Source organism: Micromonospora sp. NPDC049044 (assembly GCF_040649215.1).
Lineage (GTDB): Bacteria > Actinomycetota > Actinomycetes > Mycobacteriales > Micromonosporaceae > Micromonospora.
In genome coordinates, this window is sequence record NZ_JBEZFA010000008.1 from 147,139 (window position 1) to 163,417 (window position 16,279).

Genomic DNA, 16,279 nt, shown 5'->3' on the forward strand with positions numbered 1-16,279 from the left:
TCACCATCTGTACATGACCCGCCTCCTGCTCGTCGAGGACGACTCGGAGCTACGTGGCATGGTGGCCGAGACACTCACCGGCGAGGGATACGTCGTCGACCAGGCCCCCGACGGCCAGCGTGGCCTACACCTGGGGCTCACCCGCCCGTACGACGTGATGGTGATCGACAGGCGTCTCCCCGCCCTCGACGGGCTGGACCTGGTCGTCCGGCTGCGCTCCCGTGCGGTGGTCGCCCGGGCGCTGCTGCTGACCGCGCTCGGCACCGTCGAGGACCGGGTCGCCGGGCTCGACGCGGGCGCCGACGACTACCTGACGAAGCCCTTCGACCTGGACGAGTTGAGCGCCCGCATCCGGGCCCTGTGCCGCCGGACACATGACGCCACCGAGGTGTTGCGGCTCGGGTCGGGCCAGCTCGACCTCTCCGTGCGCGACGCCGTCCTACCCGACGGCACCCGGATCGCCCTGTCCGCACGCGAGTTCGAGCTGCTGCGGGTCCTCGCGACCCGGCCGCACACCGTCCACTCCCGCTCCGAGCTGCGCAGCCGGGTCTTCGACGAGGCGGGCGCGGCGTCCCTTGTCGACACGTACGTCTACTACCTGCGCCGCAAGCTCGGGCGCTCGGTGATCCGGACCGTGCACGGCCTCGGCTACCAGCTGGGCACCCTGTGAGCTTCGAGGACACCATGCTGCGCCGGGCCAGGGCGCGGGTCAGCCTGCTCGTCGGACTCACCATGACGGCACTGCTCGCCCTGGGCGCGGCCGTCTCCTATGCCGCACTGCTGCGCAACCAGCACGAACAGATCGAACGGGAGCTCGACTACGGCGCGGTCCACGGCACCATCGCCGGGCCGCCGGGCTGCAGCTGGATCATCCTGTACGACGGCGGCCGGATCGACTCGGGCCGGAACCCGCCCCCGCCGGGCTTCCCGCTACGGTCCGCCATCGACGCGGTGGCCCGTGACCGCCAGGTCCGCAGCGACAAGGTCGAGCGCAACGGCACCACCTATTACGTCCGTACCCAGCCCCGCGGCTCGGGCGTCGTGCAGGCGGTCTTCGACGCGCGCTTCCAGCTCGCCGACCGCCGTCACCTGCTCGCCGCCTTCCTCCTCGCCGCGGTGGTCGGCCTCGCCGCGGCGGTGTTCACCGGCATCGTGGTGGGCCGCCGGGCCGTGGCGCCGCTCGCCGAGGCGCTCGGCCGGCAACGCCGTTTCGTCGCCGACGCCAGCCACGAGCTGCGCACCCCCATCGCCCAGGTCCACACCCGCGCCCAGATCCTGGCCCGCCGCGCCGGTGGCGACCGCGCCGACTACGACCGCCTGATCGAGACCACCCGTCGCCTCGGCGAGATCGTCGACGAGCTCCTGCTCTCCGCCCGCCTCGCCGCCACCCCGGCCGACCGGCACCCCTCCGAGCCCGTCAATCTGGCCCTGCTCGCCGCCCAGGCCGTCGACTGCGAGGCCGACCGCGCGGCAGAGCAGGGTGTCCAGCTGCATCTGACCGTCCCGGAGGCTCCGGTCCTCGTGCCCGGCATCGCCTCGGCGCTGCGTCGCATGGTCGGCGAACTGCTCGCCAACGCCCTGACCCACACCCCGACCGGCGGCCGCATCGACGTCGCCCTGCGCACCACCCGCCGTGGCGCGGACCTGGTGGTGACCGACAGCGGAGCCGGATTCGACCCCGCCGACGCCGAGCGCCTCTTCGACCGCTTCCACAGGGGTGCCGGGGCCAAGGACCGGCGCTTCGGTCTGGGCCTCGCACTCCTGCGCGAGGTGGTGACCAGCCACGGCGGGACGATCGCCGCCGACAGCCGCCCCGGCGCCGGGGCGACCTTCACCGTTCGGCTGCCGACGATTCCACAGCGGGCCACCACGGCGGGAAAACACTAGTCACAATCGCCCCACACACCACTGCGACACCTCCCCCGCACCGCCCGGCGAGCACGCTGGGCGGCGGGAATCCCCCGGGTGGGCGCGGCGTTTCGATACTCGGAACCGCTTGCACCGAGGAGGCAGACATGAAGGTACGTAGCTCGTTGCGTGCACTGAAGCAGAAGCCGGGTTCGGTGGTGGTCCGCCGTCGTGGCCGGGTCGTCGTGGTGAACCGCGCGAACCCGCAGTGGAAGAGCCGCCAGGGCTGATAACCCCTGTCGGACATGATGCATTGCGCGCCCCGACCGGGTCACTACCGGTCGGGGCGTTCTTAACTTCACGCTAGGGTGCGGCGGAAACCGCCCCGACGAGGAGGCATCTGTGTACATCTTGGAACTGTCCTTCGGCGACGATCCCGACCGGCTTGCCGCTCGGCCCGCGCACCGGGAACGCCTCCAGGCGCTGCACCAAAAGGGCTGGTTGACCATGGCCGGGCCGTTCTCCGACGACTCCGGCGCGCTCCTGATCTTCGACGTCCCGGACGCCGAGGCGTTCGCCGCGATCGTCGCCGAGGACCCCTATTACCGCACCCCCGGAGTGACGATCGTCAGCCAGCGGGAGTGGTCGCCGATCGTCCGATAGACGCAGGACGAACAGGTGTGGACGAAAAGCAGCGGCCCGGTTGAGGGTCATCAACCGGGCCGCTGCCCTACGTCCTTGGCGCCGTTTCGGATTCAGCCCTTGATCAGAGGGGCGAGGCTAGGGCCCGTCGCAGGAAGCCGAGTCGCTGCCCCGGCCCCAGTCTTCGCCGTTCGGGCCGTAGACACTGGCGTAGAGGCTGTAATCTCCACCCCCGTATGACTCGTGCTCGTCCACCCGGGTGCTCCAGAAACCGATACTACTGGTGGTCAACCAGAAGTCGGTGCTCGTCCACAGTTGGTTGTTCTCCCACACCCTGAGCTGGACCTTGATGCGGACGCCGTCCCCACCGGCGATCCCGAAGGCGCTGGACTCCACCGACGTCCACCCGACCGGAATGCCTCTGATAGGTGTGTAGTAATCGGTACAGTTCACGTCCGCGTAGACGTCAGGTATCCGGAAGCTGGCGGTGTTCGTCGAAGCGCTCTCTCCGGCCATGTTCTCCGCCACAACCTTGAACTCGTAGCGGTCACCGCCGATCAGGTACGGCACATACACCGAGGTGTTGGTCAGGAATCCGGCCGCAGTGCTCCAGCCGCCACCCCGGGTCACGTTACGCATGTATACCCGGTAGTAGATCCGCGGCGTCGGACTGGCAAACCAGGTCAGGGTGACGGCGTTCTTACTAACGGTGCCTCGGAGGGTGTATGGGGCCTGCGGTATCGGAGGCCACGGCCGGGCGGAGGCAACGTTCGTGGGTGCCGAGTCACCGCTGAGGTTCGTCGCCCGGACGCGGAACTCGTACGTCGTCCCATTGAAAAGCAGATTCATCGTGTCCGAACAGCAGCCAATCGACACCGGCAACCTGGACCAACTGCCGCCCTTGGCCCGCGACTCGATCCAGTACGACACGTTCGGCGTCGAACTGGCCGACCACCTCAGGGTCACCTTGCCGTCGCCCGCCGAAGCGCTCAAGTTCGACGGTGCCTGCGGGAATGGTGGCATCGGCCGCGCCGACGCCACGTTCGAGGCCGCCGAGTCACCGCTGAGGTTCGTCGCCCGGATGCGGAACTCGTACGTCGTCCCATTGAAAAGCAGATTCATCGTGTCCGAACAGCAGCCAATCGACACCGGCAACCTGGACCAACTGCCGCCCTTGGCCCGCGACTCGATCCAGTACGAAACGTTCGGCGTCGAACTGGCCGACCACCTCAGGGTCACCTTGCCGTCGCCCGCCGAAGCGCTCAAGTTCGACGGTGCCTGCGGGAATGGTGGCATCGGCCGCGCCGACGCCACGTTCGAGGCCGCCGAGTCACCGGCGAAGTTCGAGGCGGTGACCTTGAACTCATAGGTGTGCCCGTTGCTCAGGTAGCTCGTGGTCATGCTGGTCCCAGAAATGGGTAGCGAGAGTTTCTGCCACGACTGATTGGCGGTCTTGTCCCGCTGGTAGATGTTGTAGATGGCCCCTGTGGTCGGACTAGCCGTCCATCTCAGCGTTACCTGGCCGTCGCCCGCGGTGGCGGAGAGTCCGGTCGGAGCCCCGGGCAGTCCACCACGTGCCGTAATCGTCACCGCGTTCGAAGCCGGTCCCTGACCCCCCTGGTTCTCGGCTGTCACCTTGAACTCGTAGACGTGGTTGTGGACCAGCAGGCCGACAGAAGCTTTGGTCTCCTCTGTCGGGTAGGGGAGCTTGCTGAATGCCTCACCGGCCGTCACATCCCGACGGTAGATCCAGTAGAGGTAGCCCTCCGGTCCTGGCGCGTCCCAGTCGAGATCGATGGTGCCGTCGCCGGCGGTAGCGCCGCGCAGGTTCGCCGGTGCGCTTGGCGGGCTGTAGCGCGAGGTGGCGGAGGCGACAGCGGATTGCGCGCCGGCACCCGACGCATTCGTCGCCGCTATCTTGAACTCATAGACGTGGTTGTGAGTGAGTAGGCCGGCCGTCCACGTGCAGCAGCTGGTGATCGGCACCGGCAGCTTGGTGAAACCCTGCCCGAGGCTCACGTCTCGCTGGTAGACGTCGAACCAGAGGCTGTCGCCGGCCGGCGACGTCCAGTTGAGTTTGATGTCTCCGTTGGACAAAGCCGTGGCTGCGAGTCCGGTGACCTTGCCGGGCAGCGGCGGCATCGGCTTGGCGCTCACCCGATTCGACGGTACGGACTCCCCGCCTTGGCTGGTTGTCGTCACCATGAACTCGTACGTGTGCCCGTTGGCCAGGTAACCAGCAGTGAAGGTGCAGCAGGTGGTGACCGGCAGTTCCAGTGTGGTGAACTCGGTTTCGCCGAGGGTCACGTCCCGCTGCTGGATCAGATACCAGACGTTGGAGGTGGCACTCGCTGTCCAGTTCAACACCACTCGTCCGTCCTCCGCTGCGGCGAGGAGATTGGTCGGTGGTGCTGGTCTTGGATAGGTCGAGGTTGCTCGGGCCGGTGTAGATGCCTGACCCTCGCCGCCCTGGTGGCTACCACTGACCTTGAACTCGTACTCGTGTCCGTGGAGCAGTAGGCCAGCGTTGAACGTGCAGCAGGTGCTGAGCGGAATTTCCAGCCGGGTGAACTCGGTCTCGCCCGTCGTCACGTCGCGCTGGTAGATCCAGTACCAGATGTCGGCGCCAAGGGAGTTCCAGGCCAAGGTGATCGATCCATCGGATTTCGAGGTTGCCGTCAGGCCCGTCGGCGCCGGCGGTCCGACCCGATCGCTCGTCGCACGGGCGATGTTGGACTCCGGGCCGGTGCCGGCGCTGTTGGCCGCGGCTACTCGGAACTCGTACAGGTGGCCTTCCAGCAGATTCCGCGCGATTGCGGTGGTCCCGTCGAAGACCGGCGAGGGCCAGCGCACGAAGTTGGCCTCACCTGCGGTCACATCCCTTGACGAAACCAAGTAGTGCGCATTTTCCGCAGCGACCGGATCCCACTTCAACGCGATTGTGCCATCGTCGACAGCCGTTGCCGTCAAGTTGGCAGGTGCGGTGGCCGGCGGCCGTTCCACGAACAGCAGAAGGTTTGGGGATCCGGTGCCGGTGCCGCCCAACTTGTTTTTACTCGCCGCCCCGACAAGCGCCTTCTTGACGTCGCTGGGGCTGTGGCCGGGGTGGGCCGAGAGCAGCATAGCGGCGGCACCCGAAACCTGCGGCACGGCAAGGGAGGTGCCAGTTTTCGGCACAACTTCGGTGTCACTGACGGATCCGGCGGTCATAATGTCGACGCCCGGTGCGAACAGTGTCACACAGGAGCCTTTTCCGCTCTGTAGCCACAACTTGTCGGCGTTATTGGTCGCCCCGACGGTGATGACCGCGCTGTCCTTTGACGCTCGCGCTGGCGAGACATCGCACGCGTCCCCACCATGGTTGCCAGCGGCGGCGACAACCGTGAGTCCGCTGTCGGTGGCAGCCCGGGCCGCATCGTCGAGTTTCTCGCTGGCTGCCGACCCCAAGCTCAGGTTCAGCACCGCGGGCTTCTTCCCCTGCGCGTCATCGATGGCCCATTCGATCCCTTTGATGATGTCCAGGATGGCAGCCCGCCCGACCTTTCCTTCACCGGTGCAGGGGAACACCTTGACTGGAATGATCTTTACGGCTTTCGCTACACCGAAGGTCGCACCACCGAGTGCTCCCGCGACCGAGGTACCGTGACTCCTACTGCAGTCTGGGATGTTGGTGCTGCCGTCGAGGACGTTGAATCCGGTGGTCACGCGACCACCGAACTCGTTGTGCGTGGCCCGGATGCCGGAGTCGACGACGTACGACTGCACCGGACCGTCGTTCGGGTACTGATACTTGTGGTCGAGCGGAAGGTCTCGCTGGTCGTCACGATCAAGGTGCCATGGCGGGTCGGCCTGCTCGCCGAAGACGTCGGCCATTGCGTCCTGTTCGACGTCGAGCACGTCCGGATGCGCGGCAAGGTTCACTGCCTGAGCCTCGGTGAGAGTCGCGCCGAAGCCTCGCATCGCCGTGGGCAGTACCGGGCCGAGGGTGCCGCCGGCCTGGGCGACGAGCTGTGTCGCGTAACTGGTCAGCCGCTCCGGCCGCGCCGCCTCTTCCTTGAGCCGGACGAGGTAGCTGCCGGGGATCGCGTCCGCGATGTTGGCGTTCCCGATCACGTCGGCTGCCAGCTTGGTGCTCCGTGGTGTGATCGAGACGGTCGTGCTGTGCGCCCCTTCCCCGGAGCCGTTGACGGCAGCCACCTTGAACTCGTACTGGTGACCGGGGATCAGCAGGCCCGCCCGTCTGCTCGTCGTGGTCGAGGCGACCGGTAGCCGGGCGAAGTGCGTCTGCCCCCCGGTGACGTCCCGCTGGTACAAGCGGTAGGAGGAGACACCAGCCACCGCCGACCACGTCAGGTCGGCGAAGTCGTCCTGCCCGGTCAGGCTCAGCCCCGTGGGCGCGGCCGGAAGCCCGGTGCCCGGCGCCGGCGGTGGCCAGGCGATGTCCACGAAACGCGGACGGTAGAGGCGTGCATCAGCGAGCGAGTCGGCGAACTTCAGACTGTTGACGTTGTAGGACATCAGCAGATTGCCGGAGGCCGCCAGCTCCGGATGAAGTCGAGCGTCGTAAACCACTTTGGATGAGCCAGGGGTGATTTCCGGGGCAGTGTAGAGCTGGATGGGGCCGGTGAATGGCCCGGTCGGCGAGGTGGATCTGTATGCCACGATCTGCGGATCGAAGACCAGGTTGTTCTCGTGCGTGACCAGGAGATATTCCGAGCCAACCTTCTGCACGGAGTAGCTGGTGCCGACTCCACTGAGAAGCCGGGCCGCTGCCGCGTGATCCGACGACCACGTTGATCCGTTCCAGAACTGCCATGGGCCGTCAAGATTTCCGGTGGCGACACGGGCGACATGGGCGAACTTCATCCGTCCCGGGGCGGTCGATGTCCCATAGATATAGGTATAGCTGCCGTCCGGAGTGATAGCGGCGCCCCAGTTCACGTCCTTGCCGACCGGCACCTCCTGCACCGAATTCAACGTCAGCGACGGCAGCGCGAACCTGGCCAGTGACACCCCGGTCAGGGCGAAGTCAAGGGGTGCGGAGCCGCTGCGCCGGTAGCGGTTGTAGATCACCCGCAGCTCTCCCGACTCGACCACGGCGTCGCCCACCCAGAAGAACTCGCCGGGTTGGGTCGGCACGACCAGCGCGTCCGGCAAGAGCGCGGTGCCGCTGTGCAGAGTCGCGCCGAGGGCGGTACCGGTCTGCACGACAGCAGAATTGTTGATCATCGGCGAGTCGGCCGACCGGCTGCCGTCGGCGTTCACAGTCCCCAGGAAGGTGTCCGAGAAGAGCCAGACGACCCGACCGTCCGGCAGGGCGACCGAGGTCGTGCCGTCACCTCCGGTCCAATGGTTCCCGGCGTCCCCATAGGTCTTGAACATCGTGTTCAGCTGCGCTGCCGTCATTGTCGAGACCGCCGCCCGTGCCGGCTCCGCCCAATATGCAAAGCCAAGCATCATAAGAATTGCAATCACTGCCGCTTGCCAGCCTCTAGCATGCGGCGTTGTTTTCGAACGGTCAATGGCCCACATCTGAACTCCCCCGTATTGACATCGGCTTCGGCCGACAGCACAGCGCACGTGAGCGGAACCTTGAGCTACCTGATGACGGTTGTCAAGATTTCGACGCGGGGGACCTACGAAGTTGGCGGCATGGCGCAGGCTCAGATGACGGCGGATCACATAAAAACGGATCAGACCGGGTGCAAACCTACAGTTCCCTCAATCGCTCACCTTCCCCACCCCGCCGCACGGGCCATGACCTCGATAGGAGCATCCGACAGTCGACAGCCCGATCCATTCAGTCGGACGCGATGCGTCATTCGGCCGAGGGGACAGCACAAAACCAACCGCGCGGTTAGAGTCTCGTCGATCACGGCTCGGTCTGGTGGCGATGGATGAGGAGGTGCGCCATGAAACGGTTGCCCCGGGGTTTGCTTGCGGCTGCCCTTGTTGCGGCGACGCTTGTCCTGCCGGCGCCCATTCGGTCGGCGCACGCGGCCGTTTCGCTCGTGTCGGACCCGGCGGCGCTGGTCAATCCGATGATCGGCACCCGGGCCGCGGCGGGGAAGGATTCCGGCAATACGTCGCCGGGGCCGAGTATGCCTTTTGGGATGCTGCAGTGGGCACCGGACACGGCCCCGCGGGTGCCGGGTGGGGGCTACGACTACGCCGCTACCGCGATCTCCGGCTTCGGTGTCAACCGGATGAGCGGGGCTGGGTGTTTCGCCTACGGCAACCTGCCGTTCCTGCCCGTGACCGGTGCGCTGCCAAGCGACAAGGACAACGCGACCGTCGGCTTCTCGCACACGGGCGAGTCGGCGTCGGCGGGCTTCTACTCGGTGAACCTGGCCAACAGCGTTCGCGTCGAGCTGACGACGTCCGTCCGCGCGGCGCTCGGTCGGATCGCCTTCCCGGCCGGACCGGCGGCCTCGCTTCTGGTGAAGGCGAGTGCGGGCGCCGGGACGTCGAACGCGACAGTGTCGGTGCCAAGCTCGACTGAGATCACCGGAACAGTGACCGACGGACGGTTCTGTACCAAGGACAACGACTACACGATGCACTTCGCCGTCAGCTTCGACCGCGCCTTCACCAGCAACCAGAAGTGGGCGCCGAGGCCCTTCGTCACCGGCGACGGCGGTGTCGTCCTGACGTTCCCCAGCGGATCGGTCGTGCAGGCGAAGGTGGGCATCTCCTTCGTCAGTGTCGCGAACGCGCGGGCGAACCGTGACACCCTGAGCAGTTGGGATGTCACGACGGTCCGGACGGCGGCGCGGGCCGCGTGGAATCAACTGCTGGGCCGGATGCGGATCGGTGGCGGCACCACCGACGAGCAGAAGACCTTCTACACGGCCTTGTACCACTCGCTGCTACACCCGAACGTGTACAGCGACGCGAATCGTCAGTACCGGGGGTTCGACGGCCAGGTCCGCACGCTGCCCACCGGGCAGGACGACCAGTACGCGAACTTCTCCGGGTGGGACGTCTACCGGTCCCAGGTGCAACTCATGGCGCTGCTGGCACCTGATCGTGCCAGTGACCTGGTGCGCTCACTGCTCAACGACTACGAGCACAGCGGGCGGCTGCCGAAGTGGTCGGTCGCCAACGACGAGTCGTACATGATGGTCGGTGATCCGGCGATTCCGACGATCGCGTCGGTCCATGCTTTCGGGGCACGTGACTTCGACACCGGCAAGGCCCTCGCGGCGATGGTCGCGCAGTCGACGCGGCCCGGCAACGCTCGTCCGGGCACCGTCTACCTGGACAGCCTCGGCTACCTGCCAGAGGACGGCGGATACGGCTGTTGCAACCACAACGCGACGACCTCCACCTCGTTGGAGTACCACACGGCTGACTTCGCTCTCGCCGCCTTCGCACGCCAGCTCGGTGACACCAGGACCCATGCCCGGTTCGCGTCACGGGCGCAGGGCTGGCAGTACCTGCTCAATCCAGTCAGCGGGTTCGTCCAACCGCGTCGGCAATCCGGCGAGTGGCGGCCCGGATTCAACCCCACGGACATCTCCTACGACGACTGGGCCGAGGGCAACTCCTGGCGGTACACGCTCGCGGTGCCGTTCAATGTCCGTGGCCTTGCCGCCGCCAAGGGCGGTGGCGCCGCCCTCAACCAGTACCTCGACACCCACTTCGCGACCCTGAACGACGTCCTCGGAACCGGAGCGTGGATGGGCAATGAGCCGAGCTTCGGCGCTCCGTGGCTCTACGCGTACACCGGCCGTCCCTACAAGGCACAACAGGTCGTACGTCGGGTGCAGACCGAACTCTTCCGGAACGCCCCCGACGGCCTGCCCGGCAACGACGACCTCGGATCCATGTCCTCCTGGTACGTCTGGGCTGCGCTCGGGATGTATCCGGCGGTCCCGGGCACCGCTGACCTCGTCCTCGGCAGCCCGCTGTTCCCGCAGGCGGTCGTGACGCTACCCAGTGGCGCGACGTGGACTATCAACGCACCCGCCGCCCAGGCCTCGACGCCGTACATCCAATCCATGCAGTACAACGGATCCGGCTGGAACAAGGCCTACCTGCCGCCGGCGGCGCTGACCGCCGGGGGAACCTTCGACCTGGACCTGGCCGCCACCCCGAACACGACGTGGGCGGCCGGGGCGGACGCCGCCCCGCCCTCCTACGGCGCCAACGCCGTCGCCGCGACGAACAACGCCGGCAGCAGCGCGGACGGCTCTCCCGGATCCAGCAACTACGACCAGTGGACGTCGAGCTACTCGGCCGAGGCGCTCGCCGCCGTCGGCATCGTCCCGGGAAGCCGGTTGACCACCGAGGGCATCACCTACACCTGGCCCAACGTCCGCCCCGGCGAACCCGACAACGTCATCGCCCAGGGCCAGAGGCTCACTGTGCACAGCCCATCCGGGGCCACCACGATCGGGGTCCTCGGCAGCGCCGAGGGCCACGTCGACGGCGCTGCCGGTGTGGCGACGATCCACTTCTCCGACGGGACGAGCCGACAGGTCACCCTCGCCTTCAGCGACTGGACGTTGGCCGCCGGCCAGGCAACCACCCGCCCCGGCACCACCATCGCGGCAGCCATGCCCTACCGCAACCAGGCCCTCGCGGGTGGTAGGGAGAACATTCCCACGTACCTGTATTCGGCCTCCATCGCCATCGATCCACGACAGAACGTGGTCGGGTTGACACTGCCTGCGACGACTGGGTCGGCGGGCCGGCTGCACGTCTTCGACATCGGCTTCGGTGGCCACCGGGACAGCGCCGGCATCAGCGACGACGCCTACCCGGGAGGCGCTGACCTCGACGGCGCCACCTACAGCTACTCCCGCCAAGCCCTTGCCGCAGCCGGCCTGAGCGCCGGCTCCACCTTCACACACAACGCCGTCACCTACACCTGGCCCAACGTCGGCGCCGGAGACCGCGACAACTACCACTCCGAAGGCCAACAGATCCCCGTGACGCCCGTCTCCGGCGCGACGAGGATCGGCTTCCTCGGCGCGGCCACCGGCTGGGTCGACGGGACCTCCGGTCTGGCCACCATCACCTACACCGACGGCACCACCCAGCAGATCACCCTCGGCTTCAGCGACTGGACCCTCGCCGGAGGAGGTCGCACTGTCAGCTACGGCAACACCGTCGCCGCCGCACTCCCATACCGCAACAGTGCTCGTTTCGGCAGGCAAGAACTCAAGACGTACGTTTTCGCCAGCACCTTCCCGCTTCTCGCGGGCAAGACGGTGAAGTCGTTGACGTTGCCCAAGAAGACCCTCGGACAGCAGCACATCTTCGCCGTCGGGACAGGGTGACAGGGGCGGGCGGCGGACGCCACTGCCCTGGCTCCCCCGCCCAACCACCCGGCCCACGGCGTGACGGCCATCACATGATTCGTCCTGCGGGCCATGGGACCCCCGCCCGGGGTCGAACGGGGGTCAAATGATCAAGGGCTTGCCCGCCACGATCGGCGAGCAAGCCCTTGTCCTGCTACTTCAAGGTGGAGCCGAGGGGACTCGAACCCCTGACCCCCACACTGCCAGTGTGGTGCGCTACCAGCTGCGCCACGGCCCCTTGCTGTTACCCGGTCGCCCGGGCACTGGGAAACTATACACAGACTGGCCGACATGGTCATCTCGCGGGGTCCCCCGCCGGGCCGGCTCAGTTGAGCGCCACGTCCGGGGGGAAGTGGGCGACGGCGGCCATCATCCCGCCCTGGCGGCGCAACACCATCGGCCACAGATCGTCGGGTCGGTCGACGAAGGCGTCACCGGGCAGCCCGTCCAGCACGAACCAGGAACCGTCGGCGATCTCCTGCTCCAGCTGGCCGCTGCCCCAGCCGGAGTAGCCGGCGAAGACCCGGATGCCGCCGATGCTCTCCCGCAGCCGCTCCGGGTCCACCGAGAGGTCGATAGTGCCGACCGCTCCGGAGACCTGGTGGAAGCCCTTCAGCCGGCGCATCGGGTGCCGCATGCGGGCCAGACAGATGGCCGAGTCAGGCTGCACCGGACCGCCCTCGAAGAGCACCGCCGGGTGACGGGCCAGATCGCTCCAGTCGCCGAGCACCTCGGCCACCGGCACCTCGGTGGCCCGGTTCAGCACCACGCCGAGCGCACCGCCCGGCTCGTGGGCGACAAGCAGCACCACAGTACGGTCGAAGTTCGGGTCCTTGAGCGCCGGAGTCGCGACCAGTAGCCGCCCGGTCATCGACTCCATCGCTCGTCCGCCGATCGCCTGACCCTCTCCCTGCATCCCACACACCCGTCAACCGTGAGCCCGCGCCGGGGTTCGATCATCTGCCGAATCCGCCCGGTGCATCGAGATCAGCCGTGCTGTCAACGCCATGCCTGGCACCATAGCCTGCGACCCGGGCGCTGGCTAAGAGCTGACCGGCAGGTGATCAGACAGTTAAGACAGCTCCCTGTTCGCCACGATGCCCTGACCAGGTACGGGCGCGGCCGGCTGGATGAGCCAGCGGGAAACACCCGAAAGGTCCGTCACATCCCGATAGATTCGGCTGATCGGGAGGGACGACTGCTGTCGTCCCTCCCGCGACACGGAGGCGGGTGGCGATGGCAACGGTCCGGGACGCGACGTACGACGTGCTCCGCACCCTCGGCGTGACCACGGTCTTCGGTAATCCGGGCTCGACGGAGGAGCCGTTCCTGCAGGACTTCCCCGCCGACTTCCACTACGTCCACGCACTCCAGGAGGCGACGGCTGTCGCGATGGCCGACGGCTACGCCCAGGCCAGCGGCACGGCCGCCCACGTCAACCTGCACACCGCCCCGGGCACCGGCAACGGCATGGGCAACCTGGTCACCGCCTGGCACAACAAGACCCCATTGATCGTCACGGCCGGCCAGCAGACCCGGGAGATGCTGCTGCTCGAACCCCGGCTGGCCAGTCGGCGGCCCACCGAGCTTCCGCAGCCGTACGTCAAGTGGGCCTACGAGCCGGCCCGGGCGCAGGACATCCCCGCGGCCGTGCTGCGGGCGTACGCGACGGCGGTGCAGCCACCAGCCGGGCCGGTCTTCCTCTCCCTGCCGATGGACGACTGGGCCCAGCCGGCCGACCCGCTGCCCGCGCCACGGACCGTGGCCACCCGGTTCGCGCCGGACCCACAGCGGCTCGACGAATTCGCCAGGGTCCTGGCGAGCAGCGACAACCCGGTGCTCGTGTACGGGCCGGGGGTCGACCGCTCCGCCAGTTGGCCGACCGCTGTAGCGCTCGCCGAGCGGCTGGCCGCACCGGTCTGGTCCGCCCCCGCACCCGAGCGCGCCGTGTTCCCGGAGGACCACCCGCAGTTCCGCGGCGTGCTCCCCTACGCGATCGGTCCCCTCGCCGAGGCGCTGCGCGGCCACGACACGGTGCTTGTCGTCGGCGCTCCGGTGTTCCGGTACTACCCGTACGTGCCGGGCGGGCACCTACCGGACGGCGCCCGACTGCTGCATGTCACGGACGACCCCGACGAGGCCGCGCGGGCCCCGGTCGGGGACAGCCTGCTCGGCGACCCGGGGCTGACCCTGACCGCGTTGCTGGACCGGGTGCCGCCGGCCGACCGGCCGCCGCCCGCGCCCCGGGACGCACCGGCCCCACCGGAGATCACCGTCCCGCTGAGCGCCGACGCCCTGTTCGCCGGGTTGGCCGCGCACTGGCCGGCGGACGGCGTGCTGGTGCAGGAGTCACCGTCCAATCTGTCCGCACTGCGTCGGCAGCTGCGGATCAGCCGCCCCGCGTCGTACTTCACCATGGCCAGCGGCGGCCTCGGCTACGGCCTGCCGGCCGCGATCGGGGTGGCCCTCGCCGAACGGGACACCGGGCGGAGTCGCCCGGTGGTGGCGGTCATCGGCGACGGCTCGTTCCACTACTCGGTGCAGGCGTTGTGGACCGCCGCGCGGCTCGCCCTGCCGCTGGTGGTCGTCGTTCCGGTCAATCAGCAGTACGCGATCCTGAAGGCGTTCGCCGAGCTGAAGGAAACCCCGGGGGTGCCCGGCCTGGACCTGCCGGGGTTGGACATCGCCGCGATAGCGGCCGGCTACGGCTGCGCCACCGAGGTGGTCGAGACGCCCGACCAGCTCGGCGCGGCGCTCGCCGCCGGGCTGCGTGCCGACCGGCCGACCGTGCTGCCGGTGCCGATCAACACCGACGTGCCGAGCATCCTCTGAGGCAGCCCGTCAGCTCCGGTGCCGCCCGGTCAGCGTGGGGCGATCGACAGGGGGGCGCCGGTGGCGACGTCCAGGACCGGCCGGGCGCCCAGCGGCGCCGCGAGGGTGACGGCGACCGGCTCCAGCTTGAGCATGGCGTCACAGATGCCGGTGGCCCGGGTGATGCTGCCACCGACCACGACGACGTCGGGCCGTTCCCACACCAGCGGCGTGATGCCGGTGTCGCAGGAGCCGACGCCGAGCCGCACGGTCATCCGGACACCGTCGACAGCCGTCAGGTCCTGGGCGCCCACCAGACCGTCGGCCAGCGGGCGGGGCGGCGCGGAGGGTTCGGGAACGGGCCGCACCGCGGTCGGCGCAACGGCGAGCCGGGCCACCGGAGTCGCCAGTTCCTCGACGGTGAACAGCCAGGCCGGGACCTGCGCCTCGCCCCGGCTCGTGCGGACCGGCACGGCACCGAACGTGACAGCGGTGACGGTGAGCGGCAGACAGGCCGTCTGCGCCGAGCTGGTGGCCCACCCGTCCGGCCCCGGTTCGACACTGGGGCCACCGGGGGTCGGTCGGCCGGTGCGCTTCGGTCGCCCCGGGCAGGGCAGCGGATCACCCTGGGCCAGCTGCTGGTACGCCTCGGCGGCGCTGACCAGCGGCAGCGTCAACCGGCCGTCCGGGAAGCGGATCTCGCCGGCGACCCGGGTGGGCGGTATCGCGACCTCGGCCCGGTACCACCCGGCCCGGAAGGCCGTCTCGGTGTCGGGAGTGAAGCGGGGGTCTCCGGTGAGCACCGTGGGCCCCTCGAGCGGGACGTACCCGGTGCGCCATTCGGAGCCGGGCCGCCACGCCTCGGCCACCTCGGCGGCCCGATTGTCGAACGCCTCCCCGCGGGGCGACGCGCTGCGGGGTCCGTCGGCCGGATCCGCGCCGGTGGCGCAGCCCGCCACGAACAGCAACGGGAGTACGAGCAACAGGGCTTGTCGACGCATGTACGGTTCGACGCCGCCGTCGACCCCCCGGTTCCCGGTCGACCGCTCAGGTTTCGCCGCCCAGGTCCGTCTGGTACGCCTCCCAGAGCAGGTCGGCACCGCTGCGCCGATGCCGGGCCAGGCTCCGCAGCAGGTGCCCGGCCCGGTACCGCAGCTCGTCGAGGTCACCCTCGGGCCGCTCGGCGATCCGCTGCACGGCCAGGATCGCCGCGGTGATCCCCGGGTGCTCCCGGGTCAGCAGCCGCACCCCGTGGTGCAGCCGCGGCGACTGGGTGAGCAACTCCCGGTAGAGGCCGGCTGGACCCTCGGTGGCGCGGACGTGCTCGGCGAAGCCCTGCCGCACCGGACGCAACCGGAGCAGGACCTCGTCACGCCAGCGCGGCTCGGTGGGCGGTGCGGCGACGGCCCGGCCGAACGCGTGGACGTCGCCGGCCAGCCCGGCCGGGCGTGGCTCACCGGGCAACCCGGTGGCGTGGTGCGGTGCGGCGGACGACCGGGCGCCGAGTGACGACTGCTGGACCGGACCGGTGACCATGGCACCTCCCGCGCTGTGCTGCTACCCCATACCGCGATGGTGAGCCCGCCCGACCGCGCCTGTAAAGGTGCCTGAGCCTGCTCATTCGCCCCGTTGACCCCGGGAGTCCCGTACGTCCCAGTGGGCCCGGAGGT

10 protein-coding genes and 1 tRNA gene are annotated in these 16,279 nt (G+C 68.7%); 6 read left to right on the forward strand and 5 right to left on the reverse strand.

Annotated features, from left to right (window positions below; genetic code table 11):
* Nucleotides 1-13: 13 nt before the first annotated feature.
* The 4 genes from AB0B85_RS09045 to AB0B85_RS09060 all read left to right on the forward strand — a co-directional run bounded on the left by AB0B85_RS09045 (nt 14) and on the right by AB0B85_RS09060 (nt 2,511).
* Complete coding sequence (locus AB0B85_RS09045) at nt 14-670, forward strand: response regulator transcription factor (protein ID WP_357405198.1); 657 nt, start codon at nt 14-16, stop codon at nt 668-670.
* Nucleotides 667-1,887, forward strand: coding sequence for a HAMP domain-containing sensor histidine kinase (locus AB0B85_RS09050; RefSeq protein ID WP_357405200.1), 1,221 nt, complete (start codon nt 667-669; stop codon nt 1,885-1,887). The genes AB0B85_RS09045 and AB0B85_RS09050 overlap by 4 nt, the downstream gene beginning before the upstream one ends.
* A gap of 128 nt (nt 1,888-2,015) precedes the next feature.
* The gene (locus AB0B85_RS09055) at nt 2,016-2,138 is read left to right on the forward strand and encodes a 50S ribosomal protein L36 (RefSeq protein WP_030490864.1); all 123 of its coding nucleotides are present in this window, start codon (nt 2,016-2,018) and stop codon (nt 2,136-2,138) included.
* Between the two features lie 112 nt (nt 2,139-2,250).
* Complete coding sequence (locus AB0B85_RS09060) at nt 2,251-2,511, forward strand: YciI family protein (RefSeq protein ID WP_357405202.1); 261 nt, start codon at nt 2,251-2,253, stop codon at nt 2,509-2,511.
* A gap of 117 nt (nt 2,512-2,628) precedes the next feature.
* Here the strand turns inward: AB0B85_RS09060 and AB0B85_RS09065 are convergent, their stop codons facing one another.
* The gene (locus tag AB0B85_RS09065) at nt 2,629-7,896 is read right to left on the reverse strand and encodes a fibronectin type III domain-containing protein (RefSeq protein ID WP_357405204.1); all 5,268 of its coding nucleotides are present in this window, start codon (nt 7,894-7,896) and stop codon (nt 2,629-2,631) included.
* Nucleotides 7,897-8,402: 506 nt separating this feature from the next.
* Here AB0B85_RS09065 and AB0B85_RS09070 point away from each other — a divergent pair.
* The gene (locus tag AB0B85_RS09070; protein ID WP_357405206.1) at nt 8,403-11,777 is read left to right on the forward strand and encodes a GH92 family glycosyl hydrolase; all 3,375 of its coding nucleotides are present in this window, start codon (nt 8,403-8,405) and stop codon (nt 11,775-11,777) included.
* A gap of 186 nt (nt 11,778-11,963) precedes the next feature.
* Here the strand turns inward: AB0B85_RS09070 and AB0B85_RS09075 are convergent.
* Both AB0B85_RS09075 and AB0B85_RS09080 read right to left on the reverse strand, forming a co-directional pair.
* A tRNA-Ala gene (locus tag AB0B85_RS09075) sits at nt 11,964-12,036 on the reverse strand.
* Nucleotides 12,037-12,123: 87 nt separating this feature from the next.
* Nucleotides 12,124-12,714 carry a YqgE/AlgH family protein gene (locus tag AB0B85_RS09080; protein WP_030490862.1) on the reverse strand — a complete coding sequence of 197 codons (591 nt, stop codon included), beginning with the start codon at nt 12,712-12,714 and terminating at the stop codon, nt 12,124-12,126.
* Between the two features lie 320 nt (nt 12,715-13,034).
* Between AB0B85_RS09080 and mdlC the strand changes: the two genes are divergently transcribed.
* A complete protein-coding gene (mdlC, locus tag AB0B85_RS09085; RefSeq protein ID WP_357405209.1) occupies nt 13,035-14,630 on the forward strand; it encodes a benzoylformate decarboxylase in 1,596 nt (531 codons plus the stop codon).
* A gap of 29 nt (nt 14,631-14,659) precedes the next feature.
* Here the strand turns inward: mdlC and AB0B85_RS09090 are convergent, their stop codons facing one another.
* Nucleotides 14,660-15,610: a hypothetical protein gene (locus AB0B85_RS09090; protein WP_357405211.1), complete on the reverse strand. Its 951-nt coding sequence runs from the start codon at nt 15,608-15,610 to the stop codon at nt 14,660-14,662.
* A gap of 46 nt (nt 15,611-15,656) precedes the next feature.
* Entirely contained in the window at nt 15,657-16,145 is a 489-nt protein-coding gene (locus tag AB0B85_RS09095) for a hypothetical protein (RefSeq protein WP_357405213.1), read from the reverse strand.
* Between the last annotated feature and the right edge of the window lie 134 nt (nt 16,146-16,279).

Bases quoted from the DNA above. Each gene is read 5' to 3' on its own strand.
- AB0B85_RS09045 (WP_357405198.1), top strand. From the start codon at position 14: ATGACCCGCCTCCTGCTCGTCGAGGACGACTCGGAGCTACGTGGCATG.
- AB0B85_RS09055 (WP_030490864.1), top strand. From the start codon at position 2,016: ATGAAGGTACGTAGCTCGTTGCGTGCACTGAAGCAGAAGCCGGGTTCG.
- AB0B85_RS09065 (WP_357405204.1), bottom strand. From the start codon at position 7,896: ATGACGGCAGCGCAGCTGAACACGATGTTCAAGACCTATGGGGACGCC.
- AB0B85_RS09070 (WP_357405206.1), top strand. From the start codon at position 8,403: ATGAAACGGTTGCCCCGGGGTTTGCTTGCGGCTGCCCTTGTTGCGGCG.
- AB0B85_RS09080 (WP_030490862.1), bottom strand. From the start codon at position 12,714: ATGCAGGGAGAGGGTCAGGCGATCGGCGGACGAGCGATGGAGTCGATG.
- mdlC (WP_357405209.1), top strand. From the start codon at position 13,035: ATGGCAACGGTCCGGGACGCGACGTACGACGTGCTCCGCACCCTCGGC.
- AB0B85_RS09090 (WP_357405211.1), bottom strand. From the start codon at position 15,610: ATGCGTCGACAAGCCCTGTTGCTCGTACTCCCGTTGCTGTTCGTGGCG.
- AB0B85_RS09095 (WP_357405213.1), bottom strand. From the start codon at position 16,145: ATGGTCACCGGTCCGGTCCAGCAGTCGTCACTCGGCGCCCGGTCGTCC.